At 49.9% G+C, this 26,038-nt stretch carries 23 protein-coding genes; 20 read left to right on the plus strand and 3 right to left on the minus strand.

Features of this window, described 5'->3' with window-relative positions:
* Position 1: 1 nt before the first annotated feature.
* From LDO05_RS02760 to LDO05_RS02785, 6 genes are all read left to right on the plus strand, one after another.
* On the plus strand, positions 2–907 hold the full coding sequence (locus LDO05_RS02760; RefSeq protein WP_251377396.1) for an ABC transporter ATP-binding protein: 906 nt from the start codon (positions 2–4) through the stop codon (positions 905–907).
* Positions 900–2,180 (plus strand): ABC transporter permease, encoded by a 1,281-nt coding sequence (locus LDO05_RS02765; protein ID WP_251377397.1) that lies wholly within the window; start codon positions 900–902, stop codon positions 2,178–2,180. The genes LDO05_RS02760 and LDO05_RS02765 overlap by 8 nt, the downstream gene beginning before the upstream one ends.
* A 303-nt stretch (positions 2,181–2,483) precedes the next feature.
* The gene (locus LDO05_RS02770) at positions 2,484–2,642 is read left to right on the plus strand and encodes a glycine zipper domain-containing protein (protein ID WP_251377398.1); all 159 of its coding nucleotides are present in this window, start codon (positions 2,484–2,486) and stop codon (positions 2,640–2,642) included.
* Positions 2,643–2,896: 254 nt separating this feature from the next.
* Positions 2,897–3,556 (plus strand): stalk domain-containing protein, encoded by a 660-nt coding sequence (locus LDO05_RS02775; protein ID WP_251377399.1) that lies wholly within the window; start codon positions 2,897–2,899, stop codon positions 3,554–3,556.
* A gap of 37 nt (positions 3,557–3,593) precedes the next feature.
* On the plus strand, positions 3,594–4,070 hold the full coding sequence (locus LDO05_RS02780) for a hypothetical protein (protein WP_251377400.1): 477 nt from the start codon (positions 3,594–3,596) through the stop codon (positions 4,068–4,070).
* Between the two features lie 412 nt (positions 4,071–4,482).
* Positions 4,483–8,253 (plus strand): S-layer homology domain-containing protein, encoded by a 3,771-nt coding sequence (locus tag LDO05_RS02785; RefSeq protein ID WP_251377401.1) that lies wholly within the window; start codon positions 4,483–4,485, stop codon positions 8,251–8,253.
* Between the two features lie 62 nt (positions 8,254–8,315).
* Here the strand turns inward: LDO05_RS02785 and LDO05_RS02790 are convergent, their stop codons facing one another.
* Complete coding sequence (locus LDO05_RS02790; RefSeq protein ID WP_251377402.1) at positions 8,316–9,149, minus strand: DUF2935 domain-containing protein; 834 nt, start codon at positions 9,147–9,149, stop codon at positions 8,316–8,318.
* A 335-nt stretch (positions 9,150–9,484) separates the two neighbouring features.
* Here LDO05_RS02790 and LDO05_RS02795 point away from each other — a divergent pair, with 335 nt between their 5' ends.
* The 8 genes from LDO05_RS02795 (at position 9,485) to LDO05_RS02830 (ending at position 16,209) form a co-directional block, all read left to right on the plus strand.
* On the plus strand, positions 9,485–10,726 hold the full coding sequence (locus tag LDO05_RS02795; RefSeq protein WP_251377403.1) for a cation:proton antiporter: 1,242 nt from the start codon (positions 9,485–9,487) through the stop codon (positions 10,724–10,726).
* Positions 10,727–10,886: 160 nt separating this feature from the next.
* Positions 10,887–12,167: an ArsB/NhaD family transporter gene (locus LDO05_RS02800; protein WP_251377404.1), complete on the plus strand. Its 1,281-nt coding sequence runs from the start codon at positions 10,887–10,889 to the stop codon at positions 12,165–12,167.
* A 16-nt stretch (positions 12,168–12,183) separates the two neighbouring features.
* Positions 12,184–12,462, plus strand: a complete 279-nt coding sequence (locus tag LDO05_RS02805) for a hypothetical protein (RefSeq protein ID WP_251377405.1) — start codon at positions 12,184–12,186, stop codon at positions 12,460–12,462.
* 160 nt (positions 12,463–12,622) lie between these two features.
* Positions 12,623–13,786 carry a cation:proton antiporter gene (locus LDO05_RS02810; protein WP_251378588.1) on the plus strand — a complete coding sequence of 388 codons (1,164 nt, stop codon included), beginning with the start codon at positions 12,623–12,625 and terminating at the stop codon, positions 13,784–13,786.
* On the plus strand, positions 13,749–13,949 hold the full coding sequence (locus LDO05_RS02815) for a hypothetical protein (protein WP_251377406.1): 201 nt from the start codon (positions 13,749–13,751) through the stop codon (positions 13,947–13,949). Before LDO05_RS02810 ends, LDO05_RS02815 begins: the two co-directional genes overlap by 38 nt.
* Before the next feature lie 451 nt (positions 13,950–14,400).
* Entirely contained in the window at positions 14,401–14,799 is a 399-nt protein-coding gene (locus tag LDO05_RS02820) for a DoxX family protein (protein WP_251377407.1), read from the plus strand.
* 45 nt (positions 14,800–14,844) lie between these two features.
* Positions 14,845–15,456, plus strand: a complete 612-nt coding sequence (locus LDO05_RS02825; RefSeq protein ID WP_251377408.1) for a flavin reductase family protein — start codon at positions 14,845–14,847, stop codon at positions 15,454–15,456.
* A gap of 132 nt (positions 15,457–15,588) precedes the next feature.
* Positions 15,589–16,209, plus strand: a complete 621-nt coding sequence (locus tag LDO05_RS02830) for a DUF1349 domain-containing protein (RefSeq protein ID WP_251377409.1) — start codon at positions 15,589–15,591, stop codon at positions 16,207–16,209.
* Between the two features lie 23 nt (positions 16,210–16,232).
* On the opposite strand, the gene LDO05_RS02835 is transcribed toward LDO05_RS02830, so the two are convergent.
* On the minus strand, positions 16,233–17,549 hold the full coding sequence (locus LDO05_RS02835; RefSeq protein ID WP_251377410.1) for a sugar phosphate nucleotidyltransferase: 1,317 nt from the start codon (positions 17,547–17,549) through the stop codon (positions 16,233–16,235).
* Between the two features lie 45 nt (positions 17,550–17,594).
* On the minus strand, positions 17,595–18,419 hold the full coding sequence (locus tag LDO05_RS02840; protein WP_251377411.1) for a DUF6492 family protein: 825 nt from the start codon (positions 18,417–18,419) through the stop codon (positions 17,595–17,597).
* 309 nt (positions 18,420–18,728) lie between these two features.
* Between LDO05_RS02840 and LDO05_RS02845 the strand changes: the two genes are divergently transcribed.
* The 6 genes from LDO05_RS02845 (at position 18,729) to LDO05_RS02870 (ending at position 26,027) form a co-directional block, all read left to right on the plus strand.
* Complete coding sequence (locus LDO05_RS02845) at positions 18,729–20,234, plus strand: FTR1 family iron permease (RefSeq protein ID WP_251377412.1); 1,506 nt, start codon at positions 18,729–18,731, stop codon at positions 20,232–20,234.
* Between the two features lie 34 nt (positions 20,235–20,268).
* Positions 20,269–21,450, plus strand: a complete 1,182-nt coding sequence (efeO, locus tag LDO05_RS02850) for an iron uptake system protein EfeO (RefSeq protein WP_251377413.1) — start codon at positions 20,269–20,271, stop codon at positions 21,448–21,450.
* Between the two features lie 18 nt (positions 21,451–21,468).
* A complete protein-coding gene (gene efeB / locus LDO05_RS02855; RefSeq protein ID WP_251377414.1) occupies positions 21,469–22,710 on the plus strand; it encodes an iron uptake transporter deferrochelatase/peroxidase subunit in 1,242 nt (413 codons plus the stop codon).
* A 322-nt stretch (positions 22,711–23,032) separates the two neighbouring features.
* A complete protein-coding gene (locus LDO05_RS02860) occupies positions 23,033–24,274 on the plus strand; it encodes an ABC transporter substrate-binding protein (RefSeq protein WP_481857015.1) in 1,242 nt (413 codons plus the stop codon).
* 68 nt (positions 24,275–24,342) lie between these two features.
* On the plus strand, positions 24,343–25,209 hold the full coding sequence (locus LDO05_RS02865; RefSeq protein ID WP_251377415.1) for a carbohydrate ABC transporter permease: 867 nt from the start codon (positions 24,343–24,345) through the stop codon (positions 25,207–25,209).
* Positions 25,209–26,027 carry a carbohydrate ABC transporter permease gene (locus tag LDO05_RS02870; RefSeq protein ID WP_251378591.1) on the plus strand — a complete coding sequence of 273 codons (819 nt, stop codon included), beginning with the start codon at positions 25,209–25,211 and terminating at the stop codon, positions 26,025–26,027. Before LDO05_RS02865 ends, LDO05_RS02870 begins: the two co-directional genes overlap by 1 nt.
* The last annotated feature ends 11 nt before the right edge of the window (positions 26,028–26,038 follow it).

Consider the following 26,038-nt stretch of genomic DNA (forward strand, 5'->3'; position numbering starts at 1 on the left):
AATGGCGCAACCATTGGTAATTGATAATCTATTCAAGCAGTATGGGGAGAAGACAGCGGTTAACGGAGTCTCGCTGGATGTGAAAGAAGGAGAGATCTACGGACTTCTGGGTGGGAACGGCGCGGGGAAGACGACAACAATGCGGATGGTTCTGGGGATTATCTACCCGGACGGAGGACGCATTCAGTACCATGGCAAGGACTACAGCAGTGAGCTTCAGCACGGTATGGGATACCTGCCTGAAGAGCGGGGCTTGTATCCGAAGGTGAAGGTCAGTGACCAGATCATCTACTTGGCGCGCCTGCGCGGGATGAGTTCCAAAGATGCCGAGAAGAGCCTTCGCTACTGGCTCGACCGGTTCGAGGTGCCCGAGTATTACGACAAGAAGATTGAAGAGCTGTCCAAAGGGAACCAGCAGAAGATGGGCTTTATCGCGGCGGTGGTTCACCGTCCGAAGATTCTGATTCTGGATGAGGCCTTTAGTGGCCTGGACCCGGTGAATGTCGAGATTCTGAAGTCCACTGTAAAAGAGCTTCGCGATAATGGAACAAGCATCCTGTTCTCCACTCACCGCATGGAGCATGTTGAGGAGCTGTGTCAGCGGATTACGATTCTTCACCGTTCCAATCCGGTATTACAAGGCAATATCAGAGAGATCAAGCAGCGTTACCCTAGAGAGCAGATTGTACTTAACACTATCGGAGAAGTAACGGGACTTGAGAAGATACAGGGCGTACAAAGTGTAGAAAAGCGTGAACGCGGCTACCTGATACATATTAACAACGTTGCAGCCGCAAGAGAAGTCCTGCATATGGCCATGCAGCAGAGTGAAGTCGAGCATTTCGAGATCAAAGAACCAACGCTTAACCAAATCTTTATCCAAGAGGTGGGTGAATCCAATGAATAAGCTGGGAACGGTTATTGGCTTTACATTTTGGAATAAGGTGAAGACAAAGGCATTTGTGGTTACAACGATTATATTTGCACTGCTTGTTACAATTGGAGTTAATGTTCCTTATCTGATCAAATTGTTCACCGGGGATGACGGCAATAATGAGACGAAGATCGGGCTGATCTACGGCAGTCAATCCGAGATTGCCCTTCGTCTTGAACAGTTCGCGGCGAGTCAGCCGCAGGCCGGCTTCAAGCTGGTGAAATATGAGCAGGCCGATGAGAAGGTGCTCGCCAAAGACATTGAGGACAAAAAGATTGACGGGTATCTACAGTTCAAGGATGCTCCAGCCGGGCAGTTCCCGCAGGCGGTGTATACCTCTAAAGACGGCAATCTCGGAATGGGACTTCAGAGTACCCTGCAAAGCGGGCTGCAAATTGTGAAGACCCAGTATATCACCAAGGGGTCATTGAGTGATGCCCAGGTAGCAGCATTGAACCAGCCGGTTCAGATCGACGCCCAGCAGGTTAAGGGGCAAGACGGCGCTGGGACAACTGGCAATGAGAAGCAGACAGGTGCGAACTATGTTTTTGTCTATATCATGATTGTGCTGTTCTGGATGACGACTATGATGACAGGGAACATGATTGCTTCGGAAGTGACTTCCGAGAAGAGCTCGCGGATTATGGAGATTCTGATTACAAGCGCGTCTCCGTTAACGCAGATGTTCGGCAAAATTATAGGTATGTTCCTGATCGGTATTGTGCAAATCGTGGTCTTCGGAGCCGTACTTGCCATCAATGTGATGCTGCCTCATAACCGTGCCGCGTTCTCCCAATTTGATATTGATATCAATCAGCTCGATCTCAGCGTGCTGCTCTACGGACTAGTGTTCTATGTACTCGGATATCTGCTGTTCTCGACCTTGTTCGCGGCTATAGGCTCCATGGTCAGCCGTACTGAGGACCTGGGTCAGGCAGTTATGCCGATTACCATGATCAGTCTGGCTTCATTCTACATCGGTACGTTCAGCGCATCATCACCTAACTCACTGATCCTCAAAGTCGCATCTTACATCCCGTTCACTTCCCCGGTATCCATGCTGATCCGTGTAGGTCTGGGAAATGTGGCGATGTGGGAGGTAGGCTTATCCCTGTTGATCTTGATTGTCTCCATCTTCTTATTCGGATGGCTGTCCGCCAAGATCTATCGCACCGGGGTGCTCATGTACGGCAAGCGTCCTACCTTGAAGGAAGTCCGCAAAGCTATGCAGGCTTATAAGATCTAAGTATATAGCTGCTGTATATTTGAATTTAAGCGATTCTGAAAAGATAGATTTAGGGGAGGAATTGTAATGACAAAGCAATTCTATCTGCTAATTATGCTAATGTTCTGTCTTACTAATACATTGATTTTAACGAATCGAAATGAGCTGCCTATTAATGATTTGGTACTGGGGATTATGACTGGCATCTCGATAGTAGGAAATATCTATATATTAGTCCAGTTGAGCAAGAGAAAAAGCCTAAGGAAACTATAAACTCTCAGGTAACCGGATCACAGACTAACCAAAACAGTGAGGTGGTGCCAGATGAGAAAGGATATATTTGGAATCAGCTTGGCTATAGGTGTCGCTCTAGGAACCGCATTTGGTCTGATTATGGACAATTTGGCCATAGGTATTGCGATTGGAGTCGCCCTAGGGGCCGCGTTCGGAGCCAACTATGACAGAAGGGACCGGAACAAGTAGTCCTATCGTGAAGGCAGTTACCGCAGAAAGACCAGGAGGATCAGAACATTGATCCTTCTGGTCTTTTCTACATGCAGTACTAACTAAGCCGCGCTGATACTGGCCTTGCAGTAGTGCTTTTCATTAGTAATGGTGTGTTTCGGGCTGCGCTGGTTTAATTTAGATAGTATACTGAAATATGTAATTATTTGGATTCCAAGCTGCTTTATCAGGTTAATGACTTAAGGAAGACAATACGTGAAGAGGGGATAGCTATGATAAGGAAAAGAAATCTTGGAATTGCTCTTGCAATTCTCGGCATGACGGTTACAGGAGCTGCGGGTGTATATGCTGGCAGCAATCTTCAACAAATCAAGGCTTATCTGAATTATGGGCTGGGCGTGGAGGTTGACGGCACCTTACTCAAGGACAGCTCAGGACGCAAGCTGAATCCGATCACTTATCAGAATGTCACTTACCTGCCGGTGCGGGCAGTGGCTCAAGGTTTAGGCTCTACGGTCAATGTTAACCCTGCGGGCAATACGGTACAGATCAAATCCGGGCTAACCGACACAGTGCCGGGTACTTCGCCATCCATACCTGCAACGGACACGAAGGTCAAATCTAGTTACCTGCCCTCTGATTTCAGAATTCCGGAGGATGCGAAGTTTAATGCGTTCATTCAAAGCACGGCAGCCGGCAAGAAATACGTCATTGTTGAGTTCACCACCAAAGATAGTTTTGAGACGTTGTACAGCGAGTATAAAACCTACCTGACGAACCATGGCTTCCAAGATGTTATCGAGTCCAAGAATGCGGATGAATTCAGCTTCAATACCAAGAATACAACCCAGTCCTGGATCATTAGCGGAACGATCACCAAGAAAGACAATGAAACGCTAAGCTCCATCACCATTAACTGGTCCGAACAATAGTGTACTTATCAATTAGTAAAGGACTGATCTCATGCGAATGAAATCCAGCATTGCTCTGCTGCTCTTAGCTGCTTCTGTGTTGACTTCGGCCTGCGGAACTGAGCCGGCTGTGAAGAAGCAGGCAGACACCGTCCCTGTCTCCACACCGAGTGCTCCGGCAGAGAACAGCACCACGCCTACAACTACGAACGGGGCAGCTGCTCCGAAGTATTTGCCGCCAAGCTTGCCAATTCCGGAGGATGCTCAATTCACCCATGTCCAGGAGACGATGGAGAACAACAAGAAATCGTCCACCGTTATTTTTCTCACAGGAGAAGAGCTTGAGAAGCTTGGAGAGGACTATAAGCAGTTCTTCCAAGCGGAACAGGTGAAAGACAGCAATGAGCTCATCGATAAATCCTCCATCGTAATGAACGGAGAGGTTGCCGGGAAGTACAGCCTGTCCATTACAGGAGGAGCCTCCGGAAGCAAGCCGGAATTACGGGAGATTACTATTCATTTCGACGAGCTGTAACTTCCGGGTGAAGTGAGGCCTAACTTGAAGAGAATGAACAGGGTGGGACAATTAACTGGATATCAGAGAAGTAACCGCTAAATGGCCAGGAGATCAGATTGTTGATCTGCTGGTCTTTTTTCAGTTAGGGGATCATGGAGCAGGGGGGGATTCAGTTAAGTTGTTCTTGGCTTTGTCCATGAAATAGCGGCTCTAATCTATTGTCTTTACTGGCTAACAGGCAAGTTGAGAGAGGAGAACACCGGCGCTTCCAACAGAACAATAAAAAATTCAAGTTATTACATAATAAAATCAATTTACTCTTCTAACCATTAAAAATACCATATTACTAAGTCATCCTGCTGTTATGTAACTCGCAGAAGGTCAGCAGCAGGTAAGCATTAATTCTAATCCAATCAAGAGGAGGATGTTCATGAAGAAAAGTAAAAAGTGGCTGGTCATGCTGTTGGCTTTCGTCACTGTAGCGGCTTCCGGCCTGGTCACCGCCAAGCAAGAAGTGCAAGCAGCCACTTCGCTCACGCCTGCCGCGGCGAAGATTCCCGGCAGCAGCAACCCGGTCATAACACATAAGTACGGTGCCGATCCTTATGCCTTGACTTATAACGGTCGAGTCTACCTCTATCTGACAGATGATCAGGCCCAATGGGAGCTGACTCCCGATACGAATAACAATTACTCCAATTGCCGCAGCATTACCATTATCTCTTCCGCGGATATGGTGAACTGGACCGACCATGGCAAGGTGCCGGTTGGCAAGCAGGTAGGCGGAACTACCTGGGCGAACAATGCGTGGGCCCCGGCGATTGCTGTGAAGAATATTGACGGTAAGGATAAGTTCTTTCTGTACTTTGCCGATAATGCGTCAGGTATAGGCGTATTGGAAGGCGACTCTCCGATCGGACCTTTCCATGATCCGCTAGGGAAGGCCCTCATCGACAGAAGCGTCCCCAATGTCACCATGAAGAGTGTGCCTTGGCTCTTTGACCCGGCCGTATTGGTCGATGACGATGGTAAGGCCTATTTATACTTCGGGGGCGGGATCGACGGATTGGATGCTAATAATCCCAAATCATCCCGCGTCGTACAGCTGGGCGATGACATGACCAGCATCGTGGGAACCCCGGTAGAGATTGATGCCCCGAGAATATTTGAAGATTCCGGCATTCATAAAATTAACGGCAAGTATTACTATTCCTACTGCTCGAACTTTAGCGGCAAGGATGGAGCGGGTTACCCGCCTACGGGCACGATCGCTTACATGGTCAGCGATAATCCAATGGGACCATTTGAATACATCGGGCCGATTCTTCCGGGACCGTATGTGTTTGGTAACGGGGATGCGGGAAATAACCACCATGCCATCTTTGAGTTCAAGAATAAATGGTATATCACTTACCACACTCGCCAGGTCAACATTGCACAGAGACAGATTAACGGTCAGACAGGCCACAGGGATTACCGCTCGCCGAGTATCACCGAGCTTCAGATTGATTCGGAGACCGGGTTGATCACCCCGCTTGTGATGGAGAACAAAGGCGCGGATCAGTTACAGCCTTTAGATCCATATACTAGAGTGGAAGCCGAGACCATTGCATGGAACGGAGGCATCTCTACCGAGTCATCCAGCCAGCCGGGTGAAATGGTAGAGAGCATTAATCTGCAAGTACGTGATATCCATCAAAATGACTGGATTGCGGTTGCCGATGTGGACTTTGGAGAGACCGGAGCCGGTGCGTTCACCGCAAATGTTGCAAGCGGTTCCAATGGCGGTGCCATTGAACTACGGCTGGACAATCCGGATGGCGCTTTGATTGGAACCCTTCCAGTCTCGTCTACCGGCGGACCGGATCAGTGGAAGACCATGACAACAAATGTCTCAGGCGCTGTGGGCACTCACGATCTGTATATGCTGTTTAAGGGAGAAGGCACAGGCAATCTCTTCACATTCGATTACTGGAAATTCACGGAGAAGAGCGATTCCAAGGAGCTTGTCGCTATTCAGGCAACTTTGAACAAGCCCAAGATCGACATTGCCGCCGGCAGCAATACAGCCAATCTAACCGTCAACGCCATCTATGCCGATGGAACCCGTGCCGATGTTACCGCCGAGGCGGTGGCAGTGCCGGAACAAGAAGAGATTGTCAATATCAGCAGCGGTGTGGTTACCGGACTTAAGCATGGGGCAACGAACATTAATATAAGTTATGGTGGGAAGACCTCTGTTTTGTATGTGGAAGTAAAAGATTTGAAAGATGAGCTTACGGTGAAGAAGCTTAGTATCGACAATGCCAAGCCGATACTCGATAAGGGCGGCAAGGCTTCATTTAAGGTAACCGCTAAATATGTAGACGGTCATACCGAGGATGTGACTGAAGCGGCATCATACGACAATGGTGCCCCGAATGTGGCGGAGGTACTGAATGGACTGATTACGGCCAAGGACAGCGGTACTTCTACTGTGGTTGTCAGTTTCAAAGGCAAGGCAGGCTATGCGGTAACGGCCCAGCTCTATGTCACCGTCTCGAACCTCTCGGAACCCGTTAAATATGTGATCAGAACAAGTAATCCTGTATTTGATGGACCTGCAAAAGTAGTATACGGTGACGTCATCGGATTTTTTGACGCAGGGAAGAATGGAGAGCCTGACGGTGCGGTTACGTTTAAAGTGAATGTACCATCTGCGGGGAAATACAAAATGTCCGTATTCAATGCTGTTGTATACGGAACCGTGTCCCATCAGTACACGATAAATGGGGATGCAAGCAGTACGGTCAAATACACTTATCCAGGTGCGGCAGGATGGAAGTTATCTCCGTTCTCTCAAGAAATTACGTTGAATGAAGGAGATAATACAATTAAGATTGCCCACGATCCGGGGGTAGGTGGTGCGGCAGAAGTCCAGTATGTTGTACTGCAGGGGTTAGACGGAGACCATGCTTTTATTCCGGTTGCAGGCGTATCCCTCGACAAGTCCACCCTCACGATGAAGGCAGGGGACACGGGCACTTTAGTTGCTGCTGTGAATCCAAGCACGGCGACAGACAAGAAGATTGTTGTTGTCGCAGAGGGAAGCGCGGCTGCAGTTACCGAAGCTATATATGGTGAGGACGGTACACTCCGTGTGCAGCTCAAGGCTGTTGAGCCGGGAACCGCAACGGTCAAGGCGTATGCCGGAGGCTTCGCTGCGGAGACCCTTGTAACCGTAGAGGGAGAAGTGACCCAGCCAGAGGTTGCAGTAACCGGGGTTACCTTAGATAAGAATACGGCTGCGATTGAAGTTAATCATACAACACAACTGAGCGCCACAATTACCCCGGCAAATGCAACGAATAAGAAGACTGTATGGTCCAGCAGCAACGAAAGCGTAGCGACGGTTGACCAAGCCGGACTTGTTAAAGGAATGAAATCAGGTACCGCAATCATTAAAGTAACGACTGAGGACGGAAAACTCAGTGCGCAATGTATAATCACCGTTAAAGACCCGTCCAGCGGCGGCAATCCAGGTGGCGGCAATCCAGGTGGTGGCAATCCAGGAGGTGGCAGCTCTGGCGGCACGGGCTCGACCAAGCCTGACACGCCAAAAGACGGAACTGAACCCGTAGGACAAAAACCGTCGGAAGAGCCAAAAGAAGGCCAGCCAGCTTCTCCTAAACCAGTGGAATTCAAAGATGTGGTTAGTCACTGGGCAGGAAAAGAGATTCAAAAGCTGGTAGAAAAGAAAATCATAAGCGGTTATCCTGACGGAAGCTTCAGACCGAACCAGGAAATTAATAGAGCCGAATTTATCGCGCTAATCTGCAGAATGCTGCAATTGAAGCCTGTTGACGGACAATCCGCATTCAAGGACGTGAACTCGGATGTATGGTATGCCGGTTATGTGAATGCGATAAAAGCAGCTGGAATCGTTCAGGGGTATGAGGACAGAAGCTTCAAGCCTAATCAAAAAATCACAAGAGAAGAAGCCTTTGTGATCCTTTATAGGGCGGCTGCCGGTAAGCTGAATGCCTCAGGCAGTAACCCGAGCTTTACGGATGATGCGGCTGTATCGGCATGGGCAAAAGAAGCGGCAGATGCATTAGTGGAGGCAGGCGCAGCAAGCGGGTATGCGGATGGCACCCTGAAGCCCAAGAATAATATCACCCGCGCCGAAGCCGTTAAGGTTCTTGCTTACTTTGTGAAATAATCTAGCAATAGGAAGAACCTGCTGAGTTTATCAGCAGGTTCTTAGCTGTATGCACAGGGATTCTACTGGGGAAATGAGGGCTTCTTAAGGGAACAGCTCATGGCTACCTCTCTTAGCTCGGGAGCAAAGGAGCTGAGGGAGATGATGAAGTAACAGGTCTCGGGAAAGTGGTGCTCCAGAAACCGGAGCGTGGTTTTGTTCAGCACCTCTGTATTCTCGTAGCGTGTGACCACCATGTTGATGAAGCTGTTCAATTCAAGCACGGTGGTACCTACTTCACGAGCCAGCAGCTGCTGACGTTTGAACCCGGGAGGGGAGAATCGCAAGTAACCTACCATAGCCTGGTTCTGAACTATGAAGCTTTGTATCTTGGCGGAGTAGACATCCAGACGCTGAATGATCTCTCTTTCCAGAGGATCCAGTGAATTCCGTAGCAGGATAGCATGGCCAAGCTGATCCTCCAGCCATAGATCCAACAACTCGACTACGGACAGCTGGGGAGCGTACTGGCCCTGCACATAATAAGACAGCTGGCGTAAGTACTCCTGGTTCTCGTTGAGAGTGCCGTTGAAGTAGGTAGGGGACAGGCTGACCTGAACTTCATTATTAATCCGCAGCCGCTGCAAATTCCCCTCAAACTCATAATATCCCTTGGCGACCGGCCAGATCTCTTTGGCTAACTGGATCATCCTGTCTGAATTTACCGCTTCGTCCCTGGGCAGGCTGTACAATTTGGTGACGAGATCTCCAAAAGCTTGAATATACCGGTCAGCCCCCGTTATCCATTGTTTCTCATAGGGAGCAAGGCCTTCCAATACGAATATGGCGTGATCCTGCAAGATGGGAAGCCAAAAATCGTGCTCCTCCCAAATGGTGATGCTTCTAACTTCTGACAACGTGCTTCACCCCGTTCTACCGATATTCTCTGAGAATCATGCAATTATAGATATGCCTGAAAGAGACTATAAATTCCTGCCCGGAGCTGAAGAACGCGGCGATTATTCTTTACATTGCGAGCAGCCCCTTGTTATAATGACGCTAGAATTTGATACTGAAGATCACCGGAGGAGCCTGCCAACAGCGGGCTCTCTTTGTCTTTTTATACTTTAGCAGACTACAGTGATGCTTGATAACTGCTTTAAATCCTATGTACTTGGTTATGATGTGAAAGTAATGTTTGTAGTGAACATGCTTATATTATGAATGAGTCAAGAAAGGGGTAGCCTACAAAATGCACCATTTCAATGAAATTTTCATCCAGTTATTAATTCTTCTGGCGGTCTCTATGTTCGTGATTGCGATTGCCAAGAAATTGAACCAGCCTTACTCAATCGCACTAGTTATCGTCGGGCTTCTGCTGGGGATAACGCATGTTCCTTTATTAGAAGCAGCCGAGACATACATAACGCAGACGCATGTTTTTCAGGCAATTATTATCTCATTATTCCTGCCTATCCTGCTCGGAGACGCTACCCTGAAGCTGCCCTTCTCCCATCTAAGGGAGCAGAGCAAGCCCGTTCTGGCTCTGGCGCTCGGAGGAACTCTTCTGTCCTTCCTGATTATCGCGCTCAGCAGTTATTACGTGATAGGTCTTCCACTTATTGTGGCATTTACCTTTGCCTCGCTGATGAGCGCAACCGATCCGATCAGCGTTATCTCGATCTTCAAATCGCTGGGGGTTCCCAAGTCTGTCGTCACTATTATTGAGGGAGAATCCCTGTTCAATGACGGGATCGCGGTCGTCTTGTTCCAGATTTCCTCTATTTATCTCCTGTCTTACATGGAAATGGGCTGGGTTCCGGGCATCGGGAGCGGGGTGCTCCTGTTCCTCAAATTCGCACTGGGCGGTGCAGCCGTGGGCGCGGTGATGGGCTTCGCATTCTCCCAACTGATCCGGTTCTACGATGATTATCCGCTGGAGATTGGATTCTCTATGCTGCTCTTCTTCGGTAGTTACTTTATTGCAGAGCATTTCCATGTATCAGGTGTAATTGCGGTGGTTGTAGGCGGACTGATCTTTGGCAGCTATGGATCGAAGATCGGAATGTCGGAGCGGACAGAAATGAACATCAACTCATTCTGGGATGTCATCACCTTGATCGCCAATTCACTGATTTTCCTGATGATCGGCCTGGAGATCAAGAATATAGACTTTGCCCACAAATGGCAGATGATTATACTGGCCATTGTCATTGTCCTCGTTGGACGGACACTGGCACTGTATACGAGCGTTTCGATGCTGCGAAGCTTCCCAAGACCCTGGAAGTCTGTGCTGAACTGGGGAGGACTCAAAGGGAGTCTGTCTATCGCGCTCGCGCTGAGTCTGCCGCAGTCGTTCGAAGGGCGGGAAGACGTGCTGGTGCTGACCTTTAGCGTGGTCCTGTTCTCACTGCTGGTACAGGGCTTAACGATTAAGCCCCTGGTAATGAGGCTGGGTCTCGGGGGTCAGAAGCAGGAGTCCAAGCACAATTAATCTTTACATGTACAAGTATACTTTGATATAATGACCTAGAATTTGATATCGGAGATCACCGGAGGAGCCTGCCAACAGCGGGCTCTTTTTGTCTTTTTTTCAGATATATCGCATTGTCTAGAGAAATACAGTACACAGAGCATCATTTGGGGGAGGATTTATGGAACAACAGGCATACTGGGCAATAGGCATATTTTTATTCATTTACGCACTGATCATTTCGGAAAAGATTCACCGGACCATTGTTGCTATGCTGGGTGGCATCCTGATGGTAGGGTTCGGGATTGTCAGCCAGGAGAAGGCTCTGCATCACATTGATTTCAATACCTTGGGACTCCTGGTTGGAATGATGATCATTGTTAGCATTACCGCGGAGACGGGATTGTTCAAATACATTGCAATTTGGGCAGCCAAGAAGGTGAAAGGGGAGCCTGTCCGGATTCTGATTGTGCTCGGGCTCATTACGGCATTCGGTTCGGCGTTCCTCGATAATGTGACCACGGTACTGCTTATGGTCCCAGTTACATTCAGCATCACAAGGCAATTGAAAGTGAACCCCTTTCCATTTCTGTTCACCGAGATTATCGCATCCAATGTAGGGGGGACGGCAACACTGATCGGCGATCCGCCGAATATTATGATTGGTTCGGCGGTCAAGGAATTAACGTTCATGGCGTTCATTACGAACCTGGCACCCATTGTAATCATTATCATGCTGGCGTATATTCCTTTATTCGTCTTGATGTTCCGGAAGAAGATCCAGACTACACCCGAGCTAAAAGCAAGCCTGCTCAAGCTCGATAATTCGGAGCTGATTACGGATCACAAGCTGCTCCGCAAATGTCTGGTTATACTAGGGTTAACCATCTTGGGATTCTTCCTGCATCAGACGCTGCATTTGGAATCGGCAACTGTGGCTCTTGCGGGGGCGTTCCTGCTCCTGCTTATGACCGGGGAGCACACGATGGAGAAAGCACTCTCCCGGGTGGAATGGACAACGATCTTCTTCTTTATCGGATTGTTCGTACTTGTATCCGGATTAGTGGAGACAGGAGTAATAGCGGAATTGGCTGCGAAGGCCATCGAGTGGACCGGAGGCGATCCGCTGGCTACTTCCATGCTGATTCTATGGCTCAGCGCCATTGCCTCTGCCTTCCTGGATAACATTCCTTTTGTGGCGACCATGATTCCCATGATTCAGGAGATGGGGCAAATGGGTATGCAGAATCTGGAGCCGTTATGGTGGAGTCTTGCGCTTGGCGCCTGTCTGGGAGGGAATGGTACCCTGATCGGAGCGAGTGCGAACCTGATTGTAGCCGGACTGTCCGGCAAGGAGGGTTATCCTATACGTTTCGTGGATTATCTGAAGCTTGGATTCCCGCTCATGCTGCTCTCGATCGCGCTGTCGAGTGTGTATATTTACCTGCGTTATTTGATGTGAGGAACGGGGGGCTGTTATGTTAACCTATCAGATTGACCCGAAGAGGCTGGATCTCGCCGAGACCCAGGATGGCACGGATATTGAATTCTATATCAAGCTTCATGATGAAGTACACGTAGATCAATTCAGACTCGTGCAGCAGGTCTTCGACAGTAATGCGGATTACACGGATGCGCTGTTCTATGCTTACGCTAACCATGAATATAAAGTGATTGTGCGACAGGAGCACTACAACGATTTTGTGATTGAACTATTCAAGGCCCGCCTGCTTCGAAGTCTGGAGTGGACGGATTAGGGATTCCCAAGCTTACATTCGAATAAGTTGTACCTGGAGGAGCCTGTCACCAAGGGAGAGCTGTGTCTAAAACACAGCATTCCCGTGGTGGCAGGCTCTTCTTGTCTAAAATAGCTGTAAATTGGGCATCCATAAATTTGCGAAAGTGAAGGTGAAGAGTATGTTGATTTTTGAAATGGCTATTATTCTACTGGCTTCCAAGCTTGCGGGAGATCTAAGCGTCAAGCTGCGTCAGCCGGCAGTACTTGGCAAATTATTAATCGGGATTATTTTGGGACCTGCTCTGCTCGGACTTATCCAGGAGACAGACATTCTGAACGAGATCAGTCAGATTGGTGTGATTCTGCTGATGTTTATCGCGGGACTGGAGACCGACACAGAGGAATTCAAGCGGACTGGTAAGGCCTCAACCTATGTCGGACTTGCGGGTGTGATATTCCCATTAGCCCTTGGGTACGGAGCGGGGATTCTGCTTAATATGACGCCGCTGCATGCCGTATTCCTGGGACTTCTCCTGTCAGCCACAAGCGTAAGCATCTCGGTACAGTCCTTGAAGGAAATGGGCCAGTTAAAGTCCAGAGAAGGCACAACCATTCTGGGTGCCGCTGTGATTGACGATGTACTGGTGATTATAGCTCTTGCCTTCCTGATGAGCCTGTCGGGTGGAGATGTTAATCTAGGCCTGGTTATTCTGAAAAAAGTCGCTTTCTTCGCGGTCGCAATCCTGTGCGGTTGGAAGCTGGTTCCTTGGATTCTGCGCAGGTTCGCACCGCTGCAAGTATCCGAGAGCGTGGTATCAGCGGCTCTTATACTCTGCTTCATGTTCGCCTATCTGGCTGAATATACTGGAGTTGCGGCAATTATCGGAGCGTACATCGCCGGGGTGTCGATCAGCTTAACCGGCTACCGGCATGAAGTGACAGAGAAGGTGGAGACGATCAGCTACGCGTTCTTTGTTCCGGTGTTCTTTACAACTATCGGTGTAAAAGTGGACTTCACAGGCATGTCCTCGCATATCGGACTGATTATCTGGCTCAGCCTGCTTGCTATCGCGACCAAGCTGTTCGGCTCGGCACTTGGCGCAAGAACAGCCGGCTTCAACTGGCGGAGTGCCATGGCTATCGGGGCAGCGATGGTATCGCGCGGAGAGGTCGCGCTCATTATCGCCGCAATTGGGCTTGAGGCGGGCTTGTTAGCTCCAGACATGATGACAGTCTTAGTTATTGTCGTGCTCATCACGACCATGGTTACGCCTGTATTGATGAAGCTGTTCTTCAAAGAACAGGATGAAAGTAAGCTTCAGGAAGCGGGCGGGAGAAGCTGAAGCTAAGGTCTGGATCAGGGCGGGAGAAGCTGGAGTTGAAGTTGAAGTTAAAGTTGAAGTCTGGCTGGATCAAGGGCGGAAGCTGCTTGTTGACCGGCGGCTCGAAGGAGTGATAGACGTGGCTAATTATAGCCTGGCCGGAGCATTGGGTAATTCCGTGTGACGCTTGAAACAGGAGAAGTTATTCTGACCATATTAAGGGGGCTGTCCATGGCAGCCCCTTTTTAATATTTTCTCATAGAAGACCATTGACAGATTCAACGAAGTATAATATCTTTAATTCAAGATAATTAAATTAAAGATAAAGGCGGTGACCATTATGACCATGGTCCATAAGCTCCTAAGCAGGGAACTGGGCAGTCCGGGCAAAGGATAGAGCGAAGGCGAGTAGTAGATAGGGAAATGCGAATAGCGATCAGTGACTAGTGATCAATTTTACGAGTGGAGAGAAAGAAGAAAGAGACAAATAAAGCATTGAGAGAAATGAAAGAATACAGGGAAAGAAATAGTGCAGAAGAAAACAGTGCAGAAGGAAACAGAAAGCATAAGGACTTTTTTTGGTCAAATATCTTAAAATAAAGATAAATAAAAAACAAAAATGGGAGATGAATATTATGATGGATTTGGGATTGTTGATTATTCGGTTGGTTATCGGGTTGTTGTTCATTGGTCACGGGGCACAGAAGCTGTTCGGGATGTTCGGCGGTTACGGCCCTAAAGGGACTGGGGGCTGGATGGAATCGGTAGGCATTAAGCCTGGTGTTGCCATGGCGGTGATCGCCGGCTTGATGGAGCTGGTGGGAGGAGCCTTGTTGGCTCTTGGACTGCTTACTCCGGTCGCCGCAGTCTTGATTGCCTTTACTATGGTAGGCGCCATTGTGAAGGTGCATGGTCCGAATGGTCTATGGGCAACTGCGAATGGATATGAATATCCACTGGTTGTGCTTGTGGTAGCTGTTGGGGTTGCGCTTACCGGAGCAGGAGCTTATTCACTGGACGCGGTTCTTTTCTAAGTTGTTATATAAGTGAGCATACAATAAGTTTAGAGGAGTACGCCTATGATATCCATTGACCCTGCACTTCAGGAAGATAGGGATAATTACAAATTGCTTATTGGGAGCGTGGTCCCCAGGCCGATTGCACTGGTCACTACGCTTACAGAGAAGGGAATACTGAACGCGGCCCCGTTCAGCTATTTCTCTATCGTCTCCAGCAGCCCGCCTTTGTTGTCCGTGTCGGTCCAGCGCAAGGACGGCCAGATGAAAGATACGGCCCGGAATGCAATCCGGCAGGGTGAGCTGGTCATCCACATTGTAGATGAAGCCAACGTGGAGGCCGCTAATCAAGCGGCGGCCAGCCTGCCGCCTGATGATAGTGAAGTTACCGCGGCTGGGCTAACCCCGGTGCCTAGTGAAGCTATCCATGTCCCGGGCATTGCTGAAGCAAAGGTTAGAATGGAATGTGTGCTGGAGCATGCATTCGAGCTGGGAGGTACCCCGGAGGCACCTGGCTGTGATCTGCTCATTGCCCGTGTGGTTCGCTTTCAGGTTGCGGAGGAGATCATTCACAGCGGAAGAATTGATGCCGGGAAGCTGGCACCCGTTAGCCGGATGGCGGGGGACACTTACTCCTCATTAGGGCAGTTGTTCCCACTAGAGCGGCCGCAGTAACTACACGAAATAAGCCAGCAGATTGGTCATACCCTGTATACTTGACAGAGGTATGACCAGACACTGCTGGCTTTTCTTTGAATTACCTGATTTGTTATTATCAACATATCTAAAGAGAGGGAGAGTGATAGAGTGAGAGTGAGTCACACCATTAACTTCAGGGCGGAGCATGCTTTGCCTGAAGATTATTACTGGGTCAATGAGCCCGAACTGGTCAAGTGGAATGAGAACCAGGGATTGGTGCTTACGACCAAGCCGGATACGGATTTCTGGCAGCGAACGCATTATGGCTTTCAGCGGGATAATGGACATTGTCTATTTACCAAGGTGGCGGGGGATTTTGCTTTTGCCGCAGAGGTCTCATTCGCCCCTGTGACCCAGTACGATCAATGTGGCGTTATGCTGCGTGTCAATAAGGAGCATTGGATCAAAGCCTCGATTGAATACGAGAATGAATCTTTTAGCCGGCTCGGTTCGGTGGTGACCAACAGAGGATACTCAGACTGGGCGACCACAGATATTTCGAATGACATCAAGTCGATGTCTTACCGGATCAGCCGGCGGGGTCAGGATGTATTAATTGAGTATAAAGCCCCGGAGGCAGAGTGGAAGCAGATGCGGATCGCTCATTTGCATGAGTTGGCGGAGATCGTGGAGGTAGGTATCTATGCTTGCAGCCCGCGTGACCGTTCTTTCTCCTGCTCGGTAGCACAGATTTCCCTGGGTCCTAATCGGTGGGAGCAGGAGGAATAGTAGCGGGTTGATGGGCTGGAGAGTCAGTCTCTGGCCCCCTTTAGCTGCACGCTTACGAACTCCAGCTCCGTGTCAGCTACAAGACTGCACGGAGTGCCAGACTTTATCTCAAGCACATCTCCGGATTTTACGGCCCTTGGTGGACAGTCATCAATCGTCACTTGTCCTGAACCGGATAGGATCATCCAGATCCCCTTCCAACCCGGTCTGCCAGGCTCACGAAGCTGCTCGCCCTGAAGGACACGGACGGTGGATATGATCTCATCAGGTGCCTCCGAAGGACCGGAACGGCGAAGAATCTTGACCCGGCCCCAGCTGTATTCGGTAGTTGAAGGCAGTATAGACCGTCCGGGGTCCAGCTCCTTGATCCGGCTGCTGTTCTCTTTGGAAGCGACCAGAATCCCGTCTGGACTCGCGGCGATGATCAGGTTGGATACACCAATCACATGAATCGGCTGATCCAGTTCGCTGACCAGATGCGTATGCCGGGAATCGTCCGAGATGCTGCCGGGTCCAATCGATTCGGTTCCCAAATGCTTGGTGAACGTATCCCAGCTGCCCAGGTCCTCCCAGGCTCCCTCATAAGGAACAACTACCGTATTCTTCGTATGTTCCACAATTTCCTTGTCGAAGCTTGCTTCAGACAACCCCTCATATATTTGCACCAGCTGTCCATTATCTTCGGGCAGACCAAATTCAAGAAGTGCTTTAGAAATGAACTCTAGTGAGAATGCAAAGACCCCGCAGTTCCACAAGGCCCCCTTCTCCAGCAGCCTGCGTGCCTGAGTCATGTCCGGTTTCTCCGCGAATCTGGTTACCCGATAATAGCCATCAGCCTTATCTGTCCCGGCTGCTTCAGGTACAATATAGCCATATTGCGTCGAAGCACAAGCAGGCCGGGTTCCGACCAGGGCGATGTCAGCACCTGAGCTTGATAGAACCGATGGCAAAGTACGAAGCAGCTCGAAGAAGCTTGCCTCTACAAAGGGATCGACCGGCATGAAGATCAGAGGCTCATTCAGATCAGCATCCGGCTGAGACTTCAAGTAAGTGCAGGCTAGGGCAATAGCCGTCAGAGTTCCACGCTTATAGGGTTCTGTAAGGATAGGGATGAGGTTCCCAATCTGACTGCGCACAAGCTCCAGCTGGCTGTGATGGGTGACAATGGCTGTTGAGCCAAGCAGACCGGCCTCACCGAGCTGCCGGCATACCCTTTGGATCATAGATTCTCTGCTCCCGTCTGGGCCGGGCAGCAGCTTAAGGAAGGCTTTGGAACGGACTTCACCGGATAGCGGCCACAATCTTTTGCCGGAACCTCCGGACAGCAGGATGATTCTCATGTGCACACCTCCTTGGAGATACCAAATAAGAGCTCGGCCCTGGCCTCATATAGAGTTCTTCTTACGAAGGGAATAGCCGCTGCGTTTATGGAAGGACAAAGAGCGGTAAGCACGCGCTAACTGCTGCCTCTCTGGAGCGGGAACCGCCAGGATGGATTTCTTGAATTCTCTATTGAGGGTAGGTCTCAGCGTGATCGCGCTTGGATAATTCGAGCGGAGAAAGTTACCATAGGTCTCAAATTCGGAGAAGCCAAACTGCTTCCTGCGGTTAAGCTGCTTCAGGATCGCCGTGTACCAGCGGACACCGTGTCTGTGCTCGATGATCCGCTTGAGCCGGCTTAGCTTGACCGAATCAAACAGCATGTAGTGGTTAACAAAGGACTTGGGAGAGCGGGCCTTCTGTCCGAGCAGGCGGGCATGAATATGGAGATATTCCGGATGCGTCCAATTCCGGTAGTAGAATATGGTCTTGCCGTTCTGCAGAAAGGTATGGGGGCGAATCAACACCGTATCCGCATCCGTCACGAGAAAGTGACGGTTCCTGCAGATCCTGTCGCCATTCAGCTTGAGAAGCTGCTGATAGAGCCAGCCTGAGCGGTCCCAGGTGCTTGACCGGTAGGTAATATCTTTCTTGGTGATCGGCAGCACGTGATGCTCATGGACAAAGGTACAGTTCTTCGTCCGGCATAAACTCCGGATTCTCGCACTCTCCGGGGATACGATATAAATGGTGCCGATAGGGTGCTGGACATAGCTGCGGATTCCGTCAATCACAAAGGGCAGGGTGCCAAGATCCTTTTCAATGGCAGGTATCAGTACATCAATCGGGGTTCGCGCGCTTAACGAGGCCAGAGCTGTGATGTCGTTCATCTCCCTTTATTAAAGTCTATAAAACTCATGCCGTCTTAAAATCTTAAAGCTATAGTTCAAGATATGCCGGGGAACGGAGGACTGTTTGTGTATCTGTCTTCTGCCGTCCGCCGTCTTAGGGTAACGCATCATATAGTCATTTCTCTCATAAATAATGTTGTCACTATCAGTTAGTGATAGATTGCCGGGAACCCGCATTGTATTGACAGCAGGGGTCTTTGTCTTTATAATATTTCTAGCCAATAATGAGAATCATTATCACTGGGTTCGGTAGATTTACAATCGCTTAAGGACGGGGAGTTGACAGGTATGTTAGGCACGGGCTCGAAGCTGGGGCGGGTTCTTTCCATGATGATATTCTTTCTTATCCTGACGGGAGGTTCTGTCCTGCCGCTCGGTATCACTCCTTCTGCAGCTGCAGAGGCTGCCGCAAGCGGGAAGATGGAAGGTGTCCTGGGGAATCTTAGCAAGCTGAAGACGGCCCTTGGCCAAAGTGATCTTGATCAGGCGGCAGCGGCTTTCCGGCCGATCAAGAAGTGGTGGAACACGAACAAGCATGAGGTCAAGAAGAACTCGTTGTCGATGTCTCTCGAGATTGAGGGCCAGATCGCCGGAATTTCGCTAGACCTGCTGAATAAGGAAGCCTCCAAGGCCTTGGACAAGGCGGGTACGTTGGAATTCTCATTGATTAATTACCGGGATGGTGCTTATATCGGCAACGATGGGAAGCAGCAGATGACCTTGAGTGTCTACATCATGAAGCTTAGAGGAGCCGCAGACCTGATCGGGAAGCAGCAGTGGACTGAGGCGGGAGCCGAAGTGAAGCAGCTGCAGCAGCAATGGTTGACCGTGGAAGGCGATATTGTCAGCAAATCAGCCGAAGTCTACAGCAGCACCGAGAGAGATCTCGTTCTGCTGGATGCTTATTTGGCCAATCCTGAGCAGAGAGATCAGGCACAAATGGTTATCAACCGGATGATTAGCGCTCTGTCTCCCCTGGCTGGAGCGGAGTACACCTGGATTGATGCGGCGCTTATTCCAATACGCGAAGGGCTCGAAGCGCTGCTTGTAGTCGGCGCCCTGCTGATGTATGGGAAGAAAGCGGAATCTACAGCAGCCAGCCGCTACGTGGTCTTTGGATCAGCTGCAGGACTGCTCGCCAGTATAGCCGTGGGATTTGCAGTGGTTGCCTTCTTGTCATCGAGCTCGTTCGGTCTGAGCAATTCCTTGATTAACGGCTGGACCGGCGTTCTGGCCAGCTTCCTTCTTCTATATGTCAGCTACTGGCTGCACCGCAATGCGGATGTGAACCGCTGGAAGCAATTTGTGGAGAGCAAGAGCTCCAAGGCGCTGTCGGGCGGGAAGATGTTCTCGCTAGCCCTGCTTGCTTTTTTCGCCATCGTGCGTGAAGGACTGGAGACGGTAATCTTCCTTATCGGGATGGTAGGCAAGATGTCAGGCGCATCACTTGCAGGCGGGATCGCTGCAGGGTTCGGTGTGCTCGCCTTGGGCGCGTTTATTCTGATCAAAGCAGGAACAAGGCTGCCAGTAAGACCTTTGTTCCTGGTATCCAGCGTAATCGTCTTTTATCTATGCTTCAAATTCATGGGCTCAGGGATTCACAGCCTCCAGATGGCTGGCGTACTCCCATCGACAGTGCAGGAATACCTGCCGGAATATGCGGCAATCAGCCTGTATCCTTCCTGGTACAGCACCCTGCCGCAGCTGATCTTCCTGCTGGCCGGAATACTGGTCCTTATCCTGAGCCGCACATCAGGCAGACGCACCAAGCTTCGCACAATATCATCGCTGTAAGAACACTTTTAATCATATCGGGGGAATTAAGATCATGTTGTTCAAAAAGATAACGTCCATTGCTTCCATCTCAGTTGCGAGTGTGCTCCTGCTGAGCGCGTGTAACCAGGCTGCTCCCAAAGAAGCGGCTCCGGCAGAGAAGACAGCCACGAATCAGACTCAGGCTGCTGTAGATACGAAGAATCCTGTAGCTGAGGATGCAGGCAAGCTGCAGGAGGAGGTTAAGAAGCTTCAGGATGCCATCGGCAAGAAGGATACGGCAGGTGTGAAAAGCCTGGGCAAGTCGATCAACGATACGTGGCTGTCCTTTGAGAACACGGTACGCCAAGCGTTCCCGCTTGAATATACAGAAGTTGAGAAGTATGAAATGCCGATCTTCTCGGCATCCGCCTATGACAAGGTTGATTTCGAGAGCCTGAGTTCCAATGCCGATAAGCTGTATACCGCTTTGGAGCAGTTGAAGAATGCCAAGCCTACTACCGCTAATACGTCCGAGCTGCTGAATAAAGCTGTAGACAACTACAAGGCCTTTGTCGATGAACAGGCGGATAACCTGGCCGTGCAGACCAAAGCCTTCGCTGAAGCGGTCAAAGCTGGCGATAGCGAACGGGCGAAGCAGGAATATACGAAAGCCCGGGTATACTTCGAGACGATCGAGCCGATTGCAGAGAGCTTCGGAGACCTGGATCCCAAGATTGACGCCCGTCTGGCAGATGTAGAGGATGAGAGCACCTGGACTGGATACCACCGGATTGAGAAGGCGCTGTGGAAGGACAAATCACTCGCCGGACAGGATAAATATGCTGACCAGCTTATCAAGGATACAGAGGAGCTGCAGAAGCAGATCAAGGGCCTTAAGCTTGAGCCAAAAGTGATGGTTGCGGGCGCAATCGAATTGTTAAATGAAGCAGCAACGTCCAAGATTACAGGGGAAGAAGAGATCTATTCCCGTACAGATCTGGTCGACCTTGCCGCCAACGTGAATGGCTCGAAGACCGTATATCTGGCAATCATACCTGCGTTAAATGAGAAGAATCCCGATTTGGCTACCCAATTGGATAAGCAGTTCCTGGCAACCGAAGAGCTTCTTCGCGGCCATCAGAAGGATGGACAGTATGTGACCTATGACAAGCTGTCCACAGAGCAGATTCGCAAAATCAGCGATCAGCTCAGCCAGCTGTCCACGTTAATGACTCAGACGGCAAGTATTCTGTAGGTACCGGGAGAGATAAGAATGGAACTCGAACCTAACGAGAAGCAGAAGCAGAGTGTATCGCGGCGTGACTTCCTCAAGCTATCCGCCATAGCAGGGACTGGAATTACACTGGGCGCAGCGGGTATGGGGGCGATCATGGGGATCGTGAAGCCGGAGAGCGGAAAGGCGGCCGCGCTGCCTAATGACCGGATATCCCTCTACGGACAGCATCAGGCTGGAATTGTCACTCCACAGCAGACCTATATGTATTTGGCAAGCTTTCACCTAACCGGCGATGATCGTTCCTCGGTCATTCGCTTATTCCGGGACTGGACCAAGTTCTGTGATCTGAGCACGGCCGGTGGCACAATGAAGACGGGAGACAACACCCTGCTTCCGCCGAGTGATACCGGCGAGACCCTGGATCTGCCTGCTGCGAAGCTGACTATAACTTTCGGCTTTGGCCCTACTTTTTTTCGGCAGGAAGGCAAGGACCGCTTTGGTATCGCGGCGAGAGCCCCTCGTTACCTGAAGGATATTCCGCGCATGCCCCGCGAGAATCTGGACCCGTCGCTGTCAGGCGGAGATGTCTGTATTCAGGTGTGCGCAGAGGATCAGCAGGTGGCATTTCATGCGGTGCGTAACCTGATCCGTCTGTCTACCGGTTATGCCACTGTGAACTGGATGCAGGAAGGCTTCATTAGCGCAACGCCGGGGAAGACACCCCGGAATCTGTTCGGCTTCAAGGATGGCACGGCGAACATCGAGCACGATACCTCTTCCGGTTACGACGATGTCGTCTGGGCAGGAGAAGGCGAACCCGATTGGATGAAGGGGGGCTCTTATCTGGCCTACCGCAAGATTCGGATGCTGCTCGAGGTGTGGGACCGTACTTCGCTTAAGGAGCAGGAAGATACCTTCGGGAGATTCAAGGAATCGGGAGCCGCCTACGGAAGAACAGGGGAATTTGATGCTGTGGATATGTCTAAGCAGCCGGATACTGCCCATGTGCATCTAGCCAAGCAGACAGGCCAGAGAATTCACCGGAGAGCCTATTCGTATACGAATGGAGTCGATCCGCGCACAGGGAATGTGGATGCCGGGCTTCTGTTCCTGAGTTATCAGAAGAACCCGGAGGCACAGCTTCTTCCGATGCTTAGATTGATGCAGTCCAGAGATAAGCTCAACGAGTATACCATGCACGTGGCCAGCGGCCTGTATGCTTGTCCGAGAGGGCTCAGAGAAGGGCAGTATATTGGCCAGAACATTCTGGAAGGATAAGTCCCAAAGACCTCTCTCCATAAATTGGAGAGGGGATTTTTTTTAGCTAACTAATTGACAAAGAAAAAGGGGGAGTTTATATTCTTAGTAAGCGTTTACGCTAATTGCGTACGAATGCTAACAATCACACGAATTTAATCACACATATTTTTTTCACGCAAAAGGTAAACGCTTACTTTTTGGACAGAGGATGGTGTTAAGGGAGTAGGGGACTTGCTTGGAGCTGTATCTTGGATTTGAGGCTCATTGTTCGCGGGGGTAGAGTAAACGTTTTCTATCATGTCATTTTCACACAATCAAATTACATTCAGGGGGAATTACGATGACAATGAAAAAAGCAATCATGCCGCTTCTTGCAGGAGTGTTAGCTGTGTCGATGTTAAGCGCGTGCGGGTCCAAGAGTGACGGAGGGTCATCAGGCGGAGCGGTAAAAGTGGAGTTCTTCCAGAACAAGCCCGAAGCCAAGGCTACCTTCGATAAACTGATTGCCAAGTTCAACTCAGCTAACCCGAACATTAAAGTGACCCAGGTGAATCCACCGGATGCGGAGACGGTACTCAAGACACGCGTTGCCAAGAAGCAGGTTCCCGATGTCATCGGTATGGGTGCAACAGATACCTATTCCACCTTGTCCAAGAGCGGTCTGTTCGAGAATTTCACGAATGATCCGTTGACCAAGAACATTCAGCCGGCCTACCTCGATATGCTGAAAGCCCAGACCGGGCTCAGCGAGCTGAACGGAATTCCATTCTCTACGAATGCCAATGGTGTGATCTATAACAAAGCGATGTTCAAGGAATTGGGTCTGACCGTTCCCACAACCTGGGATGAATTCATGGCCGTCGCACAGAAAATTAAAGATGCGGGAAAAACACCATTCTACCTGACGGTGAAAGATTCCTGGACTACACTCATTCCGTTCAACGGGCTGGAGCCAGGTGTTGTAGGGATTGATTTCTTCAAACAGCGCAAGGAAGGCACAGTTACCTTCAAGGATAAATTCCGCGAGGTCGCTGACAAGCAGCTGCAATTGCTGTCCTTCGGACAGAAGGACATGTTCGGGAAAGGATACAACGATGGCAACGTAGCGTTCGCCAAGGGACAGTCCGTAATGTACCTTCAGGGCGTATGGGCGATTCCTGAAATTCAAAAGGCCAACCCTAGCATTGAGCTTGGTGTATTCCCGTTCCCGGCTACCAATGACCCGGCCAAGAACAAGCTGGTATCAGGAGTGGATACCCTGCTGACAGTATCCAAGAGCTCTGAGCACAAAGCCGAAGCCAAGAAATTCATCGAGTTCCTGCTGCAGTCGGAGAACGTGAAGCAGTATATTACGGAGCAGAAGGCATTCCCTGCGGTACAAGGTGTAACTCAGGATGATCCTAGCGTAGCTGATCTGAAGCCTGCTTTTGAGAAGGGCGAGTTGGTAGACTTCGCCGACCATTACATCCCGGGCGCGATGAAAGTCGATACGATTATCCAGGGCTTCCTGCAAAAGAAAGACGTGGATGCCTATCTGAACTCCCTGGATACAGAGTGGGACAAAGTCGCTAACCGCAAGTAATTAAGCAAAAATGAGGGGAGAAAGGCGGAGTATTTCCTTTCTCCCGCTTTCTTCAGGGAGGACTCCAGATGGCAAAGCGCCGAATCGCCTATTATCTGATGACTATACCAGCTCTTGTACTGTTCTTTGCTTTTCACACGTTCCCGGCGATCCAGGGGATCTACTACTCCTTCACGAACTGGGATGGATTTAATACAGCCTTCGACTTTGTAGGCTTCAAGAATTACGTGAACCTCTTCAAGGATGAGAATGTGCTGAATTCATATCTGTTCACATTCAAATACGCCATAGTGGTCACAATTCTGATCAATGTGCTCAGCCTGCTCATTGCGCTGGGTCTCAATTCGAAGATCAAATTCAAGAACTTCTTCCGCGGTGTGTATTTCCTGCCCAATATTCTGAGCGTTCTTATCGTGGGCTTCATCTTCAACTATATCTTTGCGAATGTGCTTCCTGTATTCGGGGAGAAGATCGGCAGCGCATTTCTCTCGGAGAACATTCTTGGGAAGGAGAACTGGGCCTGGATCGGAATTGTCTTTGTAGGCGTATGGCAGGGCATTGCCTTCAATACCATTCTGTATCTTGCCGGGCTTCAGACCATCTCCAAGGACTTGTATGAAGCTTCAAGCCTGGATGGAGCCAGCCGCTGGAGAGAATTTTGGAGCATTACGTTCCCGCTGCTTGCGTCATTCTTCACGATTAACATGGTGCTTGCGATGAAGGGAGCCTTGATGGTATTTGACCAGATCGTAGCCTTGACTGGCGGCGGGCCGGGAAGGGCGACCCAATCGATCTCACTGCTGATCTATAACGGCGGCTTTCAAGGCGGGGAATTCGCCTACCAGTCTGCCAATGCAGTCATTTACTTCATCGTGATTATCGTGATCTCCGCGCTGCAGCTTAAATTTCTACAAAAACGGGAGATGGATATGTGATGAGAAAATCAACGAATTGGCCGATTACAACTCTCATTGCGCTGGGATCACTGCTCATTTTATTCCCGCTGTACTTAACGGTAAGCATCGCCCTGAAGAACCCGGAAGAAATGGCGCGTTCCATCTTCGCCCTGCCGACAGGGCTGCACTTTGAGAATTTCGCAAATGCGATAGCAGCAACCGACTTCTTCACCGCATTCAAGAACAGCGCGCTGGTAACGGTGATTTCGGTCTTGTTCATCCTGCTGACGAATTCTATGGTATCCTATGCGATTGCGAGGAATATGAACAAGAGGTTCTTCAAAGGCTTGTATTTCTACTTTATCAGCGCTATGTTCATTCCGTTCCAGATTATTATGCTTCCCGTCGTCAAACAGACAACGGCCTTCAACATGAATAATATCGTGGGACTCATTATTCTGTATGTAGTATATGGGCTTGCGTTTAATGTATTTGTATATGTGGGCTACATCCGTTCAATTCCTTACGAACTGGAAGAGGCGGCTACCGTGGACGGGGCAACCACCTGGGGAACGTTCTGGAGAATTATTTTCCCGCTGCTTGCACCTATCAATGCCACCATCGGGATACTGTCCTGCTTGTCCTCGTGGAATGACTTCCTGCTTCCACTGGTCCTGCTGGGCGGCCCGGAATCGTATACGCTCCCTTTGGTTCAGTATGTGTTCCAAGGCCAATTCAGCACCGACTTCAACCTGGCCTTCGCATCGTATCTGCTTGCGCTCCTGCCGATGGTCATCGTATATCTGTTCGCCCAGAAATGGATTATTAACGGAATTACGCAAGGTGCTATCAAGTAAGAGAACTATTA

Source organism: Paenibacillus sp. YPG26 (genome assembly GCF_023704175.1).
GTDB lineage: Bacteria > Bacillota > Bacilli > Paenibacillales > Paenibacillaceae > Fontibacillus.

Bases quoted from the DNA above. Each gene is read 5' to 3' on its own strand.
- LDO05_RS02760 (WP_251377396.1), top strand. From the start codon at position 2: ATGGCGCAACCATTGGTAATTGATAATCTATTCAAGCAGTATGGGGAG.
- LDO05_RS02765 (WP_251377397.1), top strand. From the start codon at position 900: ATGAATAAGCTGGGAACGGTTATTGGCTTTACATTTTGGAATAAGGTG.
- LDO05_RS02770 (WP_251377398.1), top strand. From the start codon at position 2,484: ATGAGAAAGGATATATTTGGAATCAGCTTGGCTATAGGTGTCGCTCTA.
- LDO05_RS02775 (WP_251377399.1), top strand. From the start codon at position 2,897: ATGATAAGGAAAAGAAATCTTGGAATTGCTCTTGCAATTCTCGGCATG.
- LDO05_RS02780 (WP_251377400.1), top strand. From the start codon at position 3,594: ATGAAATCCAGCATTGCTCTGCTGCTCTTAGCTGCTTCTGTGTTGACT.
- LDO05_RS02785 (WP_251377401.1), top strand. From the start codon at position 4,483: ATGAAGAAAAGTAAAAAGTGGCTGGTCATGCTGTTGGCTTTCGTCACT.
- LDO05_RS02795 (WP_251377403.1), top strand. From the start codon at position 9,485: ATGCACCATTTCAATGAAATTTTCATCCAGTTATTAATTCTTCTGGCG.
- LDO05_RS02800 (WP_251377404.1), top strand. From the start codon at position 10,887: ATGGAACAACAGGCATACTGGGCAATAGGCATATTTTTATTCATTTAC.
- LDO05_RS02805 (WP_251377405.1), top strand. From the start codon at position 12,184: ATGTTAACCTATCAGATTGACCCGAAGAGGCTGGATCTCGCCGAGACC.
- LDO05_RS02810 (WP_251378588.1), top strand. From the start codon at position 12,623: ATGTTGATTTTTGAAATGGCTATTATTCTACTGGCTTCCAAGCTTGCG.
- LDO05_RS02815 (WP_251377406.1), top strand. From the start codon at position 13,749: ATGAAAGTAAGCTTCAGGAAGCGGGCGGGAGAAGCTGAAGCTAAGGTC.
- LDO05_RS02820 (WP_251377407.1), top strand. From the start codon at position 14,401: ATGATGGATTTGGGATTGTTGATTATTCGGTTGGTTATCGGGTTGTTG.
- LDO05_RS02825 (WP_251377408.1), top strand. From the start codon at position 14,845: ATGATATCCATTGACCCTGCACTTCAGGAAGATAGGGATAATTACAAA.
- LDO05_RS02835 (WP_251377410.1), bottom strand. From the start codon at position 17,549: ATGAGAATCATCCTGCTGTCCGGAGGTTCCGGCAAAAGATTGTGGCCG.
- LDO05_RS02840 (WP_251377411.1), bottom strand. From the start codon at position 18,419: ATGAACGACATCACAGCTCTGGCCTCGTTAAGCGCGCGAACCCCGATT.
- LDO05_RS02845 (WP_251377412.1), top strand. From the start codon at position 18,729: ATGTTAGGCACGGGCTCGAAGCTGGGGCGGGTTCTTTCCATGATGATA.
- efeO (WP_251377413.1), top strand. From the start codon at position 20,269: ATGTTGTTCAAAAAGATAACGTCCATTGCTTCCATCTCAGTTGCGAGT.
- efeB (WP_251377414.1), top strand. From the start codon at position 21,469: ATGGAACTCGAACCTAACGAGAAGCAGAAGCAGAGTGTATCGCGGCGT.
- LDO05_RS02860 (WP_481857015.1), top strand. From the start codon at position 23,033: ATGACAATGAAAAAAGCAATCATGCCGCTTCTTGCAGGAGTGTTAGCT.
- LDO05_RS02865 (WP_251377415.1), top strand. From the start codon at position 24,343: ATGGCAAAGCGCCGAATCGCCTATTATCTGATGACTATACCAGCTCTT.
- LDO05_RS02870 (WP_251378591.1), top strand. From the start codon at position 25,209: ATGAGAAAATCAACGAATTGGCCGATTACAACTCTCATTGCGCTGGGA.